We start from the raw sequence: 15,454 nt of genomic DNA on the forward strand, positions 1-15,454 counted from the left end.
GCGAGGCTGGTCAGTTCTTGACGTTGAGGACCTTGTCCATCGCGGCGTCCGCGTCCTTGGCGGCCTGCTCGACGGACTTCTTGCCGGTGGCGATGTCCTGCAGCATGGTCTGCATGGTCTGCGCCTTCTCGACGGTGCCCCAGCCCGGTGCGGTCGGCACGAACCAGCTCACCTCGGCGGCGGTGGCGGTGACCGCGGACGCCGGGTCGGCCTTGAGGGTGGCCAGCTGCGTGTTGTTGTTGGGCAGGTTGCCCTTGCTCATCAGGGTGGTCTGAGCCTGGGTGTTGGTGAAGTCGTTGATCCACTCGGACGCCAGGTCGGCGTTCTTCGACTTGGACGGGACCGCCAGGTCGGAGCCGCCGAGGAAGACCGGGAGGGCCTTGCCGGACGGGCCGGGCATCACGAAGTTGACCAGGTTGTCCTTGATCTTGCCGCCGGTCTTGTCGAACTTCGGGTCGGCCGCGGAGGGGGCCTCCCAGCCGGGGGCGTAGATCATGGCCGACTTGCCCTGGCCGTAGACGATGTAGCGGTCGGACTCGTCCTTGGTGAGGTCGCCGTGCATGTACTTGCCGACGGCGTCCTTCCACGCGGTGAGGCCCTTGATCGCCTCGGGGGACTCCAGGCTGCCCTTCCACTGGCCGCCGTCCTGCTTGGCGATGGCGCCGCCGGCGTCGTAGACGAAGGACAGGCCGGCGTACCAGTCACGCGAGGGCTGGTACCAGGCGTTGAACTTCGGGCCCTCCTTGGCCTGGATCTTGTCCAGGTCGGCGGTCAGCTCGGTCCAGTTCTTCGGGGCGGCGGTGACACCGGCCGCGGCGGCGATGTCCTTGCGCCAGGTGGCGATACGGGCGGCGGCGTAGTACGGCACACCGTAGGTCTTGCCGTCGTAGGACACCGACTGCTTGAGGGCGTCCAGCCACGCGCCGGAGTTGTCGAACTTCGAGGTGTCCAGCTCGGCGAAGGCGCCCTCCGCCATGTAGGGCACCATCTCGCTGTTGCCCATCTCGACGACGTCGGGCGCCTTGTCGGTGGCGAGCACGGCGTCAAGCTTGGCATTCTTGTCCGGCCACGCGTAGTACTCGTGCTTGACCTTCAGACCCGGGTGCTTGGCGACGATCGCGTCGTCGGCGGCCTTCACCAGTTCCGGCCAGTTGTGCTGCGCGTCCACCGTCAGCCACACAGTGATGGACGAGGCGGTCGCAGCGGACGTCTTGCCGCCGTCACCGGCCTTGTTGTCGTCCTTCTTGTCAGATCCACACGCCGCAATACCGACGATCATTGTCGCGACGCCGATTGCCGCGATGAGCTTGCGCTTCACGCCACCCTCCTCAGGATGCCCGAAACTCCCCCCACCGCCCGAAATGCCGGCCGCCGCGTGAGACACGTACGGCCGAGTCCTGCTCGTGGGTCTGGGATTGGTCGTTAATGGTTTAGACCAGTACCGGGAGCTTGGCCTAGACCTTTAGGGGTGTCAAGGGTGTATAAGAACACCCGTCGGGTCTGTTATCGGACCGACACCTGAGGGGGACCACACCCCCCGCCGCCTCTCTCCCGCAGGGCCGCGCGTGCCACCATGTGAGCCGCGATCAACGGAGGAGCCGGTGACGGCAGCACGACAGCAGTCGGGAGTAAACGTCATGGAGAGCGACGCGGTCACCAGCGCGGAGACGACGGCGGGCGGCGCCGCGGGCCGCACCGCCCGGGTGCCCAAGTACTACCGGCTCAAGCGGCACCTGCTGGACATCACGCAGACGATGCCGCCCGGCACCCCGGTCCCGCCGGAACGCACCCTGGCCACCGAGTTCGACACCTCCCGCACCACCGTCCGGCAGGCGCTGCAGGAACTGGTGGTCGAGGGCCGGCTCGAACGCATCCAGGGCAAGGGCACCTTCGTGGCCAAGCCCAAGGTCTCGCAGGCCCTGCAACTCACCTCGTACACCGAGGACATGCGTGCCCAGGGGCTGGAACCCACGTCCCAGCTGCTGGACATCGGCTACATCACCGCGGACGACCGGCTGGCCGGGCTGCTGGACATGAAGACCGGCGGCCGGGTGCTGCGGATCGAACGGCTCCGGCTGGCCAATTCCGAGCCGATGGCGATCGAGACCACCCACCTGTCGGCCAAGCGCTTCCCCGCGCTGCGCCGCAGCCTGGCCAAGTACACCTCGCTGTACACCGCGCTGGCCGAGGTCTACGACGTGCGGCTGGCCGAGGCCGAGGAGACCATCGAGACGTCGCTGGCCACCCCGCGCGAGGCGGGCCTGCTGGGCACCGACGTCGGCCTGCCGATGCTGATGCTCTCCCGGCACTCGATCGACACCACCGGCGAACCGGTGGAGTGGGTGCGCTCGGTCTACCGCGGCGACCGCTACAAGTTCGTGGCCAGGCTCAGCCGGCCGATCGACTGAACCGCCGCCCGCGGAAGCGGTGTCGGCGCGTACGGGCCCCCGCGTCACCCGACCGGCTGACCCGGCGGCCGATCCGTGCACGGGTAGTGACGACCGCCGGTAACCTCCCCTAGATTTCCGCATCACACACGTCGCTCTAGGGGACGGGAGCACCACTCATGACGGAAGCACCACCGGACCCGCGGCCACCGGTCATCACCCCCACCCGGGTGGTGGCCGCGCTGTGCCTGCTCGCCCCGTTCGTCGCCCTGCTGTGGGTGAACTCCTACTCGCGCCTGACGCCGGCCTTCATCGGCATCCCGTTCTTCTACTGGTACCAGATCGCCTGGGTGCCGGTCACCGCCGCGCTCACCTCGGTCGCCTACGCGCTCGTACGGCGCGAGGAGCGGGCGCGCAAGGCCGGTGGGGCCAGGTGAAGGACGGCGTCAACGGCGTCGCGCTCGCCGTCTTCATCTTCTTCTTCCTGGCCGTCACGGTGCTCGGCTTCCTCGCCGCCCGCTGGCGCCGCGCCGCCGACCCGCTGCACCTGGACGAATGGGGCCTGGGCGGGCGGAACTTCGGCACCTGGGTGACCTGGTTCCTGCTCGGCGGCGACCTCTACACCGCCTACACCTTCGTCGCCGTGCCCGCCGCGATCTACGGCGCCGGCGCGGCCGGCTTCTTCGCCGTGCCCTACACGATCATCACCTTCCCGCTGGTCTTCCTCTTCCTGCCGCGGCTGTGGTCGGTCTCGCACAAGCACGGCTACGTCACCTCCTCGGACTTCGTCCGCGGGCGGTTCGGCTCCAAGAGCCTGTCGGTGGCCGTCGCGATCACCGGCATCATCGCCACGATGCCGTACATCGCGCTGCAACTGGTCGGCATCCAGGCCGTCCTGGACGTGATGGGCGTCGGCGGCAGCGACTCCACGAACTGGTTCGTCAAGGACCTGCCGCTGCTGATCGCCTTCGGCGTGCTCGCCGCGTACACCTACTCCTCGGGGCTGCGGGCGCCGGCGCTGATCGCCTTCGTCAAGGACGCGCTGATCTACATCGTCATCGCGGTCGCCATCATCTACATCCCGTACAAGCTCGGCGGCTTCGACGACATCTTCAGCAAGGCGGGCGCCGCCTACGCGGTCAAGAACCCCGCCACCGGCGCGCCCCGCGGCTCGCTGGTGACCGGGCCGCAGGCCCAGTGGGCGTACGCCACGCTGGCGATGGGCTCGGCGATGGCGCTCTTCCTCTACCCGCACTCCGTGACGGCCGTGCTGTCCAGCAAGAGCCGCGACACGATCCGCCGCAACATGACGATACTGCCGCTGTATTCGCTGATGCTCGGCCTGCTGGCGCTGCTCGGCTTCATGGCACTCGCGGCCGGCGTCGGCGGCGGCATCAAGGGCTACAACGCGCAACTCGCCATCCCGCAGCTGTTCGAGAACATGTTCCCCTCGTGGTTCGCCGGGGTCGCCTTCGCGGCGATCGGCATCGGGGCGCTGGTGCCCGCCGCCATCATGTCCATCGCGGCGGCGAACCTCTTCACCCGCAACATCTACAAGGACCTGATCAAACCGGACGCCACGCCCGCGCAGGAGACCGCGGTCTCCAAGATCGTCTCGCTGGTGGTGAAGGTCGGCGCGCTCGTCTTCGTCCTCACCATGGACAAGACGGTGGCGATCAACTTCCAGCTGCTGGGCGGGATCTGGATCCTCCAGACGCTCCCGGCGATCGTCGGCGGGCTGTTCACCCGCTGGTTCCACCGCTGGGCGCTGCTGGCCGGCTGGGCGGCCGGCATGGGCTACGGGACGTGGAAGGCGTACCAGCAGTCCAGCCCGACGCAGTCGCACTTCGGCGGGAGTTCGGACATGATCCCGTGGATCGGGGAGAAGGGCTACATCGGCCTGACCGCCTTCGTCCTCAACATCGGCATCGCGGTCGTCCTCACGCTGGCGCTGCGCGCGCTCAAGGCCCCGGCGGGCGTGGACGAGACCGTCCTGGCGGACTACACGACCGACTCGGACCCGACCCCGCCCGGGCCCGTCGACCCCTCCCCCGGCACCACCCCCGGCCTGCCGGAACCGGCCGGCGCCTAGGGCCTCCTACCCGGAAGGGAGGTCCGGGCTGCGGAAGGTGCGGCGGTAGGCCTGCGGTGTGGTGCCGGTCCACCGGGAGAAGTGGTGCCGCATGGTCGCGGCATTCCCGAATCCGGCCCGCACCGCCACCGAGTCGACCGTCGCGTCGGTGCCTTCGAGGAGTTCGCGGGCCAGCAGCACCCGCTGCCCCAGCAGCCAGCGGTACGGCGTCGTGCCGGTCTCCTGCTGGAAGCGGCGCGCGAAGGTGCGCGGTGACATGTGGGCGCGGGCGGCCAGCTCCTCGACGGTGGCGTCCCGGTCGAGGTGCCGCTCCATCCAGGAGAGCACGCCGGTGACGGTGTCGCTGGTGGCCCGGGGCAGCGGCCGGGCCACATACTGCGCTTGGCCGCCGTCCCGGTGCGGCGGTACGACCATCCGGCGCGCGATGCCGTTGGCGACGGCGGTGCCCTGCTCCTTGCGCACCAGGTGCAGGCACGCGTCGATGCCCGCGGCGGTGCCGGCCGAGGTGACGACCCCGGTGTCGTCCACGTAGAGCACGTCCGGCTCCACCCGGGCCGCGGGGAAGCGGGCGGCCAGCTCGTCCGTGTGCCGCCAGTGCCCCGCGCACCGCCTGCCGTCGAGCAGGCCCGCCGCGCCCAGCACGAAGACCCCGGAGCACACGCTCAGCACCGTCGCCCCGCGCTCCACGGCCCGCTGGAGCGCCCGCAGGACGTCCGGCGGGAACTCCCTCACGAGCAGGGCGTCCGCGGACGGTACGGCGACGAGGTCGGCCTCGTCCAGCCGGTCGAGGTCCTCCGAGGCGACCACGTCGAAGCCGGCGTGGGTGCGGAGCCTGGGGCCCTCCGCCGAGACGACCGCGAAGTCGTAGCCGGGCAGTCCCTCACCGGTCCTGTCGAGCCCGAAGACCTCGCACACCACACCGAGTTCGAAGGGGTGGACCCCGTCGAACAGCACCACGGCGACGTTCTGCAGCATGCTCCGAGCATCGCACGTGGCAGGATGTTGCGGTAGTACGGCAGTGCTGCCACTGTTCGAAAGACAGCACCATCGCGACCATTGACTCATGACAGTTCTCCTGGACATCTCCGCACTGCTCGCCCTGGCCCTCGCCCTGACCTTCGTGCCCCTCATGGGCCACCGCACCGACGTCCGCATCACCCGCGAGATCCGCGCCGCGGAGCGCGGCGAAGGGCCCAGAAGGCCGCCGCGACAGGCCGTGCCGGCAAGGGAGGACAGGCCTGTGCGGTACTGAACGACCCTTACCGCGACACAACATGTGGGCGTCACTCAGCGACCCGGCACTAGATGTATGCTCAACTTCGCTGCCCGCAGGGGAAGCCGGTGCGAATCCGGCGCTGCCCCGCAACGGTGAGCGGTGGCGCGCCCGCGCGCCCCGCACAGCCCGATCGCCTGCCGGCAGCCGGCGCCCGCACGGTCGGAAGACCGGCGTGCGCCGACGAGTCCGGGCCTCGCGGATCGGGTCTGCGGACGCGGTCCGGCATGCCCGCACGCATGCCCGCGACCCCCTCCGCCCCTCCCCCGCACGGCCGCCGCCGCGTACGAGGGAGACCGCACCACCGTGACCATCGCGCCCGAAGCCCCCGCCACCACCGGGGATTCACCCGTAGCCGCGCCCGACAGCACCGACAGCGCCGGCGCCGGCCTGCTGCGTACCCTCGTCGCGCTCTGTGCCGACCTGCCCGACACCGACCCGGGCCGGGTCGCCGCCGCCGCGCTGCGCGGACGCAGCGGCGGCGCCGACGGCGCCGAACTGCGGACGCTGGCCGTGGAGGCCGCCGCCGGGCTGATCTCGGAGGACCCGGCGTACTCGCGGCTGGCGGCCCGGCTGCTGGCGCTCGCCATCACCGAGGAGGCCGCGTCCCAGGGCGCGGTGTCCTTCGCCGCCTCCGTCGCGGTGGGCCACCGCGAGGGCCTGGTCGCCGACCGTACGGCCGACTTCGTCGTACGCCACGCGGGCCGGCTCGACGCGCTGGTCGACCGGGCGCTCGCCGACCGCGCCGACGACCGCTTCGGCTACTTCGGCCTGCGCACCGTCTACAGCCGCTACCTGCTGCGGCACCCGCTGACCCGCAAGGTCATCGAGACCCCGCAGCACTTCATGCTGCGGGTCGCCGCCGGGCTCGCCGAGGACGACTCGGCCCCCGCGGTGGACCAGGTCGCCGCGCTCTACCGGCTGATGAGCGCCCTGGAATACCTGCCCAGCTCGCCGACCCTCTTCAACTCCGGTACGCGGCACCCGCAGATGTCGTCCTGCTACCTGCTGGACTCGCCGCTGGACGAACTGGACTCCATCTACGAGCGCTACCAGCAGGTGGCGCGGCTGTCGAAGCACGCCGGCGGCATCGGCCTGCCCTACTCCCGCATCCGCGCCCGCGGTTCGCTGATCCGCGGCACCAACGGGCACTCCAACGGCATCGTCCCGTTCCTGAAGACCCTCGACGCCTCGGTCGCGGCGGTCAACCAGGGCGGCCGGCGCAAGGGCGCCGCCGCGGTCTACCTGGAGACCTGGCACGCCGACATCGAGGAGTTCCTCGAACTGCGGGACAACACCGGCGAGGACGCCCGCCGCACCCACAACCTCAACCTCGCGCACTGGGTCCCCGACGAGTTCATGCGCCGGGTCGACAGCGACGCCGACTGGTCGCTGTTCTCGCCCGCCGACGTGCCGCAGCTGGTGGACCTGTGGGGCGACGACTTCGACGCGGCCTACCGCGCGGCCGAGGCGGCTGGCCTGGCGCAGCGCACGATCCCGGCCCGCGAGCTGTACGGGCGGATGATGCGCACCCTGGCGCAGACCGGCAACGGCTGGATGACCTTCAAGGACGCCGCCAACCGCACCGCCAACCAGACCGCGCTGCCCGGCCACACCGTGCACTCCTCCAACCTGTGCACGGAGATCCTGGAGGTCACCGACGACTCCGAGACCGCGGTGTGCAACCTCGGCTCGGTCAACCTGAGTTCCTTCGTGACGCCGGACGGCGACCTCGACTGGCAGCGGCTCGACGAGACCGTGCACACCGCGGTGACCTTCCTGGACCGGGTCGTCGACATCAACTTCTACCCGACGCAGGAGGCGGGCCGCTCCAACGCGAAGTGGCGGCCGGTCGGCCTGGGCGTGATGGGCCTCCAGGACGTCTTCTTCAAGCTGCGGCTGCCGTTCGCCTCCGCCGAGGCCCGCGCGCTGTCCACGAAGATCGCCGAGCGCGTCATGCTCGCCGCCTACGAGGCCTCCTGCGACCTGGCCGAGCGCAACGGCCCGCTGCCCGCCTGGGACCGGACCCGTACGGCCGCGGGTGTGCTGCACCCCGACCACTACGGCGTCGCATTCCACTGGCCCGAGCGCTGGGCGGCGCTGCGCGAGCGGATCGCCGCGACCGGGATGCGCAACGCGCTGCTGCTGGCCATCGCCCCGACCGCGACCATCGCCTCCATCGCCGGGTCGTACGAGTGCATCGAGCCGCAGGTGTCCAACCTCTTCAAGCGCGAGACGCTGTCGGGCGAGTTCCTCCAGGTCAACTCCTACCTGGTGGCCGAGCTCAAGCAGCTCGGGGTGTGGGACGCGCAGAGCCGGGAGGCGCTGCGCGAGGCCAACGGCAGCGTGCAGGGCTTCAGCTGGATCCCGGCCGAGGTGCGCGAGCTGTACCGCACCGCGTGGGAGCTGCCGCAGCGCGCGCTGATCGACATGGCCGCGGCCCGTACCCCGTACCTGGACCAGAGCCAGTCGCTGAACCTGTTCCTGGAGACGCCCACCATCGGCAAGCTCTCCTCGATGTACGCCTACGCCTGGAAGCAGGGCCTCAAGACCACGTACTACCTGCGGTCCCGCCCGGCCACCCGGATCGCCCGCGCCGCCCAGGCCGCCGTACCCGCACCGCTGAACGTCCCCGCGACCGCCGACGCCGACGCGATCGCCTGCTCCCTGGAAAACCCCGAGTCCTGCGAGGCCTGCCAGTAATGACCACCGCCAGCACCCCTGTGGTGAAGAACCTGCTCGACCCGGGCTTCGAACTGACCCTGCGGCCCATGCGCTACCCGGACTTCTACGAGCGCTACCGCGACGCGATCAAGAACACCTGGACGGTGGAGGAGGTCGATCTGCACTCCGACGTCTCGGACCTGGCCAAACTCACCCCGGGCGAGCAGCACATGATCGGCCGCCTGGTGGCCTTCTTCGCCACCGGTGACTCGATCGTCTCCAACAACCTGGTGCTCACCCTCTACAAGCACATCAACTCCCCCGAGGCGCGGCTCTACCTGTCCCGCCAGCTCTTCGAGGAGGCCGTGCACGTCCAGTTCTATCTGACGCTGCTCGACACGTATCTGCCCGATCCCGCCGACCGGGCCGCCGCCTTCGACGCCGTCGAGGAGATCCCGTCGATCCGCGAGAAGGCGCAGTTCTGCTTCCGCTGGATGGCCAACTTCGACGGGCAGGGCGCCGAGAAGATCGACCGTCTCGAATCCCGCGAGGACCGCCGCCGCTTCCTGCTCAACCTGATCTGCTTCGCCGCCTGCATCGAGGGGCTCTTCTTCTACGGAGCCTTCGCCTACGTCTACTGGTTCCGCTCGCGCGGGCTGCTGCACGGGCTGGCGACCGGCACCAACTGGGTGTTCAGGGACGAGACGATGCACATGAGCTTCGCCTTCGACGTGGTCGACACCGTACGCAAGGAGGAGCCCGACCTCTTCGACGACCAGTTGCAGCGGGAGGTCACCGACATGCTGCGCGAAGCGGTCGACGCCGAGCTGCAGTTCGGGCGCGACCTGTGCGGGGACGGGCTGCCCGGCATGAACACCGAGTCCATGCGGGCGTATCTGGAGTGCGTCGCCGACCAGCGGCTCGCCCGGCTGGGCTTCCCGGCCCTCTACGGATCGCAGAACCCCTTCTCCTTCATGGAGTTGCAGGGCGTGCAGGAGCTGACCAACTTCTTCGAGCGCCGTCCCTCCGCCTACCAGGTGGCGGTGGAGGGCACGGTGGCGCTCGACGAGGACTTCTAGCCGCCTGCGGGCTGGTCGTTGGGGACGGTCGCGAACTTGGGGGTGGCCTCCGCCATCTGGCGGAGGACATCCTTGCGGTCCCGCTTGGAGAGCCGGTCGATGTACAGCCGGCCGTAGAGGTGGTCGGTCTCGTGCTGGAGGCAGCGCGCGAAGTAGCCGCTGCCCCGCACCACGACCGGGTTGCCGTGCAGGTCCTGGCCGCGGACCACCGCGTAGTCCGGGCGCGGCGTCTCCATGTACGCGCCCGGCACCGACAGGCAGCCCTCGTTCGAGTCGTCCAGCTGCCGCTTGGCCGCGGGCAGGTCCTCCAGCACCGGGTTGCACAGGGTGCCGACGTGGCGGACGCCGTCGTCGTCGGAGCAGTCGTAGACGAACACCTTCAGGTCGACGCCGATCTGGTTCGCCGCGAGGCCGACGCCCTCGGCGGCGCGCTGGCTCGCGAACATGTCGTCCACGAGCGCGAGCAGCTCGTCGCCGAAGTCCGTGACGTCCCGGCACTCCCGGTGCAGCACCGGATTGCCCACGACGGTGATCGGGCGGGCGGTGCCGCGCTCGCGGTGGGCCAGCTCACGGGCCTCCGCGTCCGTCACGTCGTCGAGGAAGAGCTCCTCCGCAGGGGTGGGGGGCTGGTCGGTGTGCTGCTGGGACATCGGTGCCGTACGCCTTCCGGGCGGTGTGAGTGATCCGTCCAGGGTACGGCCCCCCGCCCGGCCCCGTCCCCCGGTCGGCCGTCCCCGCGGCCCGGATGTGCTCCCCCGCCCCCGGCTAGCAGACCTCTTCGAGGTCGCGCCAGGCCCGGGTGGACGGGGAGTCGGCGACCCAGCCGTCGAGCAGGCCGCGGACGAGGCCCGACGGCGCGGCGATCCCGCACTCCCGCTCGGGCGACCAGTGCTGCCCCGAGCCGTGCTCGCTCAGGTGGCTGAGGTGCCCGGGGTGCCCCGGCTCGCCGTGATCGTGCGGGTCCCGCGCCGCGGAGCCGTCGTCCGTGGGCATCCGGCTCTCGGAGCACGTGCGGCACAGCAGGCGCACCGACGAGGACCAGTCCTCGGCGGCGTAACCGGCCTCGGCGGCGAGGCGTTCGAGGGCGTCCCGGTCGGCGGGGGCGTCCGCTTCGAGCAGGACCAGCCAGGTCGGCACCGGTGACGGCGCCCACAGCTCGATCTCGTCGAAGACCGGGTAGACCGACCCGCCGGAACCGCCCGCGGTGTCCCGCTCGCCGTGCGGCACCCCGTCGTGCAGGACGACCTCGCCCCAGCGGCGCCCCGAGGACGGCAGCGGGATGGAGAGCACCTCGACGCGGGCCGGGTCGAGCCGCCGGCCCCACACCACTTCGGCCTCGCCCTCAGGCGAGAGCCGCACGGCCGCGCTGCCCAGCGGCAGCCTCGCGGACTCCTCGCCGCTGCGCGCGGCGGTGCCGGCCGGCATCCGCAGGCCGTACGCCTGCCAGGAGCGGCGGGCCAGCGGCCAGTCCTGGAGCGCGGTGGCGGCGATGCCGAGGTTCCACCAGTCGGGGGCGCCGACCGGCCGGTCCAGCAGCGCCACGGCCCGCAGCCCGGCGATCCTGGCCTGCGCCCAGTCGTGCCGGAACTTGTGCAGCAGCGCCAGGTTGTACCAGGACTCGGAAAGCCACGGCTCCAGATCGGCGGCGCGGGTCAGCAGCGCGCCCGCGTCGTCGTAGCGGCCGTCGTCGATCAGCGAGAACGCCTGGTCGGTGGCCTGCCGCCATGTGGGCGACGGCCGGTGCCGCACTCTGCCGAAGATCTTCAACGTCGTTACCCGCCTGCCCGCTCAGCCGATCACTGCCAGGACGTCGCCTTCCCGCACCACGATCACGTCCCCCGGGGGGACTCGCACCGCTGTGCGCGGGTCCCTTTCTCGTACCCCCCGCACGTCGTCGGACGAGCGGGTACGACTCCAACCTTGCACATTTTGGCCGTTGTCTCAGCCCGGCCCTGACCCCTGTGCGGCGGCGACCCTCACCATGCCTCCTTGCCATCCCCGTGGGCATCCAACCATGCCCAGGTGAGGCACTCCACCGGCACCCGGGTGAGCCGCCCTCACCCGAATGGCCTACGGGCGAGCGAACCGGCCCCCGCGCCGGCCGGCTGCGGCACGGGCGGCGGCCACGGGTGCCGGGACAGGGCGCGGCCCAGCGCGGCGACCACGCAGGGGTCGAACTGGCTGCCCGCGCACCGCCGCAGCTCGGCCAGCGCGGCGGCGACCGGGCGGGCCTGGCGGTAGCTGCGGGTGGAGGTCATGGCGTCCAGCGCGTCGGCCACCGCGACGATCCGGGCCGGCCACGGGATGAGCCGTCCGGCCAGGCCGTGCGGATAGCCGGCGCCGTCGAGGCGTTCGTGGTGGTGCAGGACGGCCACCCGGGCCACCGCGGGCACCCCGGTGTCCCGGACCAGCGCGTAGCCGTGCCCGGGGTGCCGCTGCACGGTCCGCCGCTCGGCGGCGGTGAGCGGCCCCGGCTTGCGCAACAGAGCGCCGGGTACGCCGAGTTTGCCGATGTCGTGCAGGGTCCCGGCGAGCCGCAGCGCGGCCACCAGGTCGCCGCTGAGGCGCAGTTCCGCCCCGATCAGGGCGCTGGCCTGCCCGACGCGGTCGCCGTGGCCGCGGGTGTAGGGGTCCTTGAGCTGCATGGCGGCGACCAGCTCCGTGACGGGGCTCACCGCCGGATCCCGGCCCGGCCTGTCGGGGGAAAGGATTCTGCGCGGTCGGGGCCGCGGCGGCCGGCATCGTAGGGATACGGCACGGCGGCCTCCTCCGGCAAGCACACGGCGGGCGCGGCCCCATCGGAGGCCCTGGCCCCGGCGGGAACACCCGCCGGTACTCAGGACGATAGGGCCGCGCCCGCCGTGGCAGTGCGGAACGCCCGCTTTACGCCCGTACGGGCGACCCTCGCCGTACCCGTGTTGACGCCGAAGCCGGCCGGGCGAGGGTGCGGGCTAGGACGCCGGCTCGGCGGCGGACCCGGTCGTGGAGGCCGTCGCGGACGCGGACGTCGAGGTGGACGCGGAGGGCGACGCGGAAGGGGAACCCGCCGTGGACGCGGAGTCGGTGGTGGACGCGGCGCCCGCGCGGATCATCTCGATCCGCATCATCACCTTCGACCGCAGGTCGGTCGGTACGTCGTCGGAGCCGCAGCACCGCTTCACCAGCTTCTTCACAGCCTGCTCAAGCCCGTACTTCTCCAGGCACGGGTGGCACTCCTCGAAGTGCTGCCTGAATTTGGTGCAGGCGTCGTCGGACATCTCGTTGTCGAGATATTCGTAGAGGTGGCCCAGCACCTCCGAGCAGTCCGTCTCATGCGCGTTGCCGCAACTCATGAATCCGCGCCCTTCTCATTTCCCGCGCCCGCCGGGACCAGCCCGCGGTCACGGGCGTAGTCCTCGAGCAGTTCGCGCAGCTGACGACGCCCGCGGTGCAGCCTGGACATCACCGTGCCGATGGGCGTTCCCATGATGTCCGCGATCTCCTTGTAGGCAAAGCCCTCGACATCCGCGAGATACACCGCGATGCGGAATTCCTCCGGGATCGCCTGGAGGGCCGCCTTCACGTCGGAGTCGGGCAGATGGTCGAGCGCCTGCGACTCAGCGGAGCGCAGACCCGTCGACATGTGCGACTCGGCGCGGGCGAGCTGCCAGTCCTCGATGTCCTCCGAGCCGCTGCGCAGCGGCTCGCGCTGCTTCTTGCGGTAGGAGTTGATGAAGCTGTTGGTGAGGATGCGGTAGAGCCAGGCCTTCAGATTGGTGCCCTCACGGAACTGGTGGAAGGACGCGTACGCCTTCGCGTACGTCTCCTGCACCAGGTCCTCCGCGTCGGCCGGATTGCGGGTCATCCGCAGCGCGGCCGAGTACATCTGGTCGAGGAACCCAAGGGCGTCCCGCTCGAAGCGCTCGGTGCGCCGCGCGCTGCTCTCCTGTGCTGCCTGACCGGACGCACCCGCGGTTTCCGCCGTGCTGTCGTCGGTGCCGGTGACCGGACCCACCTCCTCAGAAACGCCAGCGAGTCCCAAAGCGGACACGCTCGTCTCGGAGGATATTGCACCGGCGAGTGATGCGCCCGATCCGCCCTTGCCACGGTCCTTGCCGTCACCCTTGGCGGGCCATTCCGCCCAGTTCACAAATGGTGCGGCGACCGCCGACTGCGCGGTGGCCTCTGCGCGGGGCCGGCATGCGGCTGAAACCATGCGGATGCCTCTCTCACCGGAGCTTTGTCACAGCTTTTCGCTCTTCCGCATGGCACAACGCCACTGCCGCTGTCGTCATTCCCGCGGTGGAGCCGAAGCGCAACCCGGAGCACGACCGGAGACGTAGGACCAGGGCGGCTTCCCCGGCTCAGCGGTGCCCGCTGCGGCTTCCGGTTCGCCCGCCGGCGTGCGCGGTGGCGTGCCCGAGGTCGGCGAGCCAGTCGGCGACGGCCCCGGTCAGCACGGCGAGTGCTTCCTCCTGGGTGACGCCGGCCCGCTTGGGCACCCCGAAGCCGTGGTCCGCGTACGGCACCTCCACCGGCTCGCGGCCCGGCGGGAATTCGGCGGGGCGGCCGAACGGGTCGTGGCCGCCCTGCACGGTCAGCAGCGGCAGGATGTCGGCGGCGGCGGTCAGTTCGGCGGCCCGGGACGAGTCCGGGCGGCCCGGCGGGTGCAGCGGGAAGGCCAGCGCCAGGACGGCGGCGGCGCCGAGGCGTTCGGCCGTACGGCAGGCGACCCTGGCCCCGGCGCTGCGCCCGCCGGCGATCACCGGCAGGCCCGGCGCGGCGAGGGCGGGCCACAGCGCGGTCCAGCCGGCGTCCAGGGTGGCCGGCGCGGGGGCGAGTCTGCGGCCCGCGACCCGCCACGGCTGCTCCACCAGCGCGACGACCACGCCGGCGGCGGGCAGCACGGCGGCCAGCGCGGCCAGGTCCCGCGCCTCGATGCCGCCGCCCGCGCCGTGGCCGAGCGCGAGCACGCTGCGCGGCCGGGTGGCGGCGTACCAGCTGATCCGCGCGGGACCTGCCGGGGTGTCGGCCTCTTCGGTGCGGGCGGCTGCGGGGCCGGGCGGTGCGTCCATCAGAAAAGTGTCTCCTCCTCGGGTGCGGGCAGCTCGTCGAGCAGCTCGGGGCCGTTGTTCGCGACATTGCTCACCGCCATGCCCACCGGGTAGGCCCGCATCAGGCCCTCGGGCGGCGGGGCGAGGAGGTCGCGCAGCACATCGGGGTCGGTGGTGGCCGGGTCGAGCCAGGCGTCCCACCGGTCGGGGGTGATCATCAGCGGCATCCGGGGGTGGATGTCGGCCAGCGCGCGCGGGCCCCGGCCCTCGTAGCCGGCCAGCTCGCCGGTCTCGGCCGCGGTGGTGATCACCGTGCAGGTGGTCCACCAGGCGCGCGGGTGGTCGTCGGGCAGGGTGCGGTCGCGCCAGAACTCGTACAGGCCGGCCATCGCCATCACCGAGCCGTCGGCGGGCGTGACGAAATACGGCTGCTTGCGGGCCCGCTTGCGCCTGCCCTGCTCCTCGAGCTGCCGCTCGCCCTCCCCGGTCACCCACTCGTAGTAGCCGTCGGCCGGTATCAGGCAGCGCCTGGCGGCCAGGGCGCGGCGGAAGGACGGCTTCTCGGCGGCCGTCTCGGCCCGCGCGTTGATCATCTTCACGCCCACGTCGGGCGTCTTCGCCCAGGACGGGACCAGGCCCCAGCGCAGCACGCGCAGCTGGCGTACCGGCTCGGGGGAACCGGAGTCCCGCACCGGACGGTCCAGTACGACAGGGACGTCCTTCGTCGGCGCCACGTTGTAGTCCGGGGCAAGGGTCTCGGTGGGCTCCCACTTCGTGACGCCGAAGAGGCCCGTGAGATCTTCTGGTTTCCGGCTCGCCGCATATCGACCGCACATGGGTGCCAGACTGCCACGACCGCGGGCCCCGGCGGCGACCGGATCGCAAGGGCGTACGAAGCAAGCGCGGGGCAGGACGCAGGAGGGAAT

The 15,454-nt window shown here is 71.3% G+C and carries 15 protein-coding genes; 6 read left to right on the plus strand and 9 right to left on the minus strand.

The features are described from left to right. Positions 1-10 precede the first annotated feature (10 nt). Positions 11-1,318 carry an extracellular solute-binding protein gene (locus OHA86_RS12060; RefSeq protein ID WP_329174894.1) on the minus strand — a complete coding sequence of 436 codons (1,308 nt, stop codon included), beginning with the start codon at positions 1,316-1,318 and terminating at the stop codon, positions 11-13. A 319-nt stretch (positions 1,319-1,637) separates the two neighbouring features. On the opposite strand from OHA86_RS12060, the gene OHA86_RS12065 reads away from it, so the two are divergent. From OHA86_RS12065 to mctP, 3 genes are all read left to right on the plus strand, one after another. Next, complete coding sequence (locus OHA86_RS12065) at positions 1,638-2,408, plus strand: GntR family transcriptional regulator (RefSeq protein ID WP_329182372.1); 771 nt, start codon at positions 1,638-1,640, stop codon at positions 2,406-2,408. A gap of 158 nt (positions 2,409-2,566) precedes the next feature. Further along, positions 2,567-2,824 (plus strand): DUF3311 domain-containing protein, encoded by a 258-nt coding sequence (locus tag OHA86_RS12070; RefSeq protein ID WP_329174896.1) that lies wholly within the window; start codon positions 2,567-2,569, stop codon positions 2,822-2,824. Then, complete coding sequence (mctP, locus tag OHA86_RS12075) at positions 2,821-4,479, plus strand: monocarboxylate uptake permease MctP (RefSeq protein WP_329174898.1); 1,659 nt, start codon at positions 2,821-2,823, stop codon at positions 4,477-4,479. The genes OHA86_RS12070 and mctP overlap by 4 nt, the downstream gene beginning before the upstream one ends. Positions 4,480-4,485: 6 nt before the next feature. Here the strand turns inward: mctP and OHA86_RS12080 are convergent, their stop codons facing one another. Further along, entirely contained in the window at positions 4,486-5,454 is a 969-nt protein-coding gene (locus tag OHA86_RS12080) for a helix-turn-helix domain-containing protein (protein WP_329174899.1), read from the minus strand. 88 nt (positions 5,455-5,542) lie between these two features. Between OHA86_RS12080 and OHA86_RS12085 the strand changes: the two genes are divergently transcribed. The 3 genes from OHA86_RS12085 (at position 5,543) to OHA86_RS12095 (ending at position 9,495) form a co-directional block, all read left to right on the plus strand. Continuing rightward, entirely contained in the window at positions 5,543-5,731 is a 189-nt protein-coding gene (locus OHA86_RS12085; protein ID WP_329174900.1) for a hypothetical protein, read from the plus strand. 327 nt (positions 5,732-6,058) lie between these two features. Beyond that, positions 6,059-8,455: a ribonucleoside-diphosphate reductase subunit alpha gene (locus tag OHA86_RS12090; protein ID WP_329174901.1), complete on the plus strand. Its 2,397-nt coding sequence runs from the start codon at positions 6,059-6,061 to the stop codon at positions 8,453-8,455. Continuing rightward, the gene (locus OHA86_RS12095; protein ID WP_329174903.1) at positions 8,455-9,495 is read left to right on the plus strand and encodes a ribonucleotide-diphosphate reductase subunit beta; all 1,041 of its coding nucleotides are present in this window, start codon (positions 8,455-8,457) and stop codon (positions 9,493-9,495) included. The genes OHA86_RS12090 and OHA86_RS12095 overlap by 1 nt, the downstream gene beginning before the upstream one ends. Here the strand turns inward: OHA86_RS12095 and def are convergent. The 7 genes from def to OHA86_RS12130 all read right to left on the minus strand — a co-directional run bounded on the left by def (position 9,492) and on the right by OHA86_RS12130 (position 15,364). Continuing rightward, positions 9,492-10,145 carry a peptide deformylase gene (def, locus tag OHA86_RS12100; RefSeq protein WP_329174905.1) on the minus strand — a complete coding sequence of 218 codons (654 nt, stop codon included), beginning with the start codon at positions 10,143-10,145 and terminating at the stop codon, positions 9,492-9,494. The genes OHA86_RS12095 and def overlap by 4 nt on opposite strands. 115 nt (positions 10,146-10,260) lie before the next feature. Further along, entirely contained in the window at positions 10,261-11,262 is a 1,002-nt protein-coding gene (locus OHA86_RS12105) for a tetratricopeptide repeat protein (RefSeq protein WP_329174907.1), read from the minus strand. Between the two features lie 290 nt (positions 11,263-11,552). Beyond that, positions 11,553-12,170 carry an HD-GYP domain-containing protein gene (locus tag OHA86_RS12110; RefSeq protein WP_329174909.1) on the minus strand — a complete coding sequence of 206 codons (618 nt, stop codon included), beginning with the start codon at positions 12,168-12,170 and terminating at the stop codon, positions 11,553-11,555. A gap of 276 nt (positions 12,171-12,446) precedes the next feature. After that, on the minus strand, positions 12,447-12,827 hold the full coding sequence (gene rsrA / locus OHA86_RS12115) for a mycothiol system anti-sigma-R factor (RefSeq protein ID WP_329174911.1): 381 nt from the start codon (positions 12,825-12,827) through the stop codon (positions 12,447-12,449). Next, positions 12,824-13,489, minus strand: coding sequence for a sigma-70 family RNA polymerase sigma factor (locus OHA86_RS12120; RefSeq protein WP_443053947.1), 666 nt, complete (start codon positions 13,487-13,489; stop codon positions 12,824-12,826). The genes rsrA and OHA86_RS12120 overlap by 4 nt, the downstream gene beginning before the upstream one ends. A gap of 349 nt (positions 13,490-13,838) precedes the next feature. Further along, on the minus strand, positions 13,839-14,549 hold the full coding sequence (locus tag OHA86_RS12125; protein ID WP_329174913.1) for an alpha/beta hydrolase family protein: 711 nt from the start codon (positions 14,547-14,549) through the stop codon (positions 13,839-13,841). Then, positions 14,549-15,364: an SOS response-associated peptidase gene (locus OHA86_RS12130; RefSeq protein ID WP_329174915.1), complete on the minus strand. Its 816-nt coding sequence runs from the start codon at positions 15,362-15,364 to the stop codon at positions 14,549-14,551. The genes OHA86_RS12125 and OHA86_RS12130 overlap by 1 nt, the downstream gene beginning before the upstream one ends. Positions 15,365-15,454: the final 90 nt, after the last annotated feature.

Origin of the sequence: Streptomyces sp. NBC_01477 (assembly GCF_036227245.1) — a bacterium.
Taxonomy (GTDB): domain Bacteria; phylum Actinomycetota; class Actinomycetes; order Streptomycetales; family Streptomycetaceae; genus Actinacidiphila.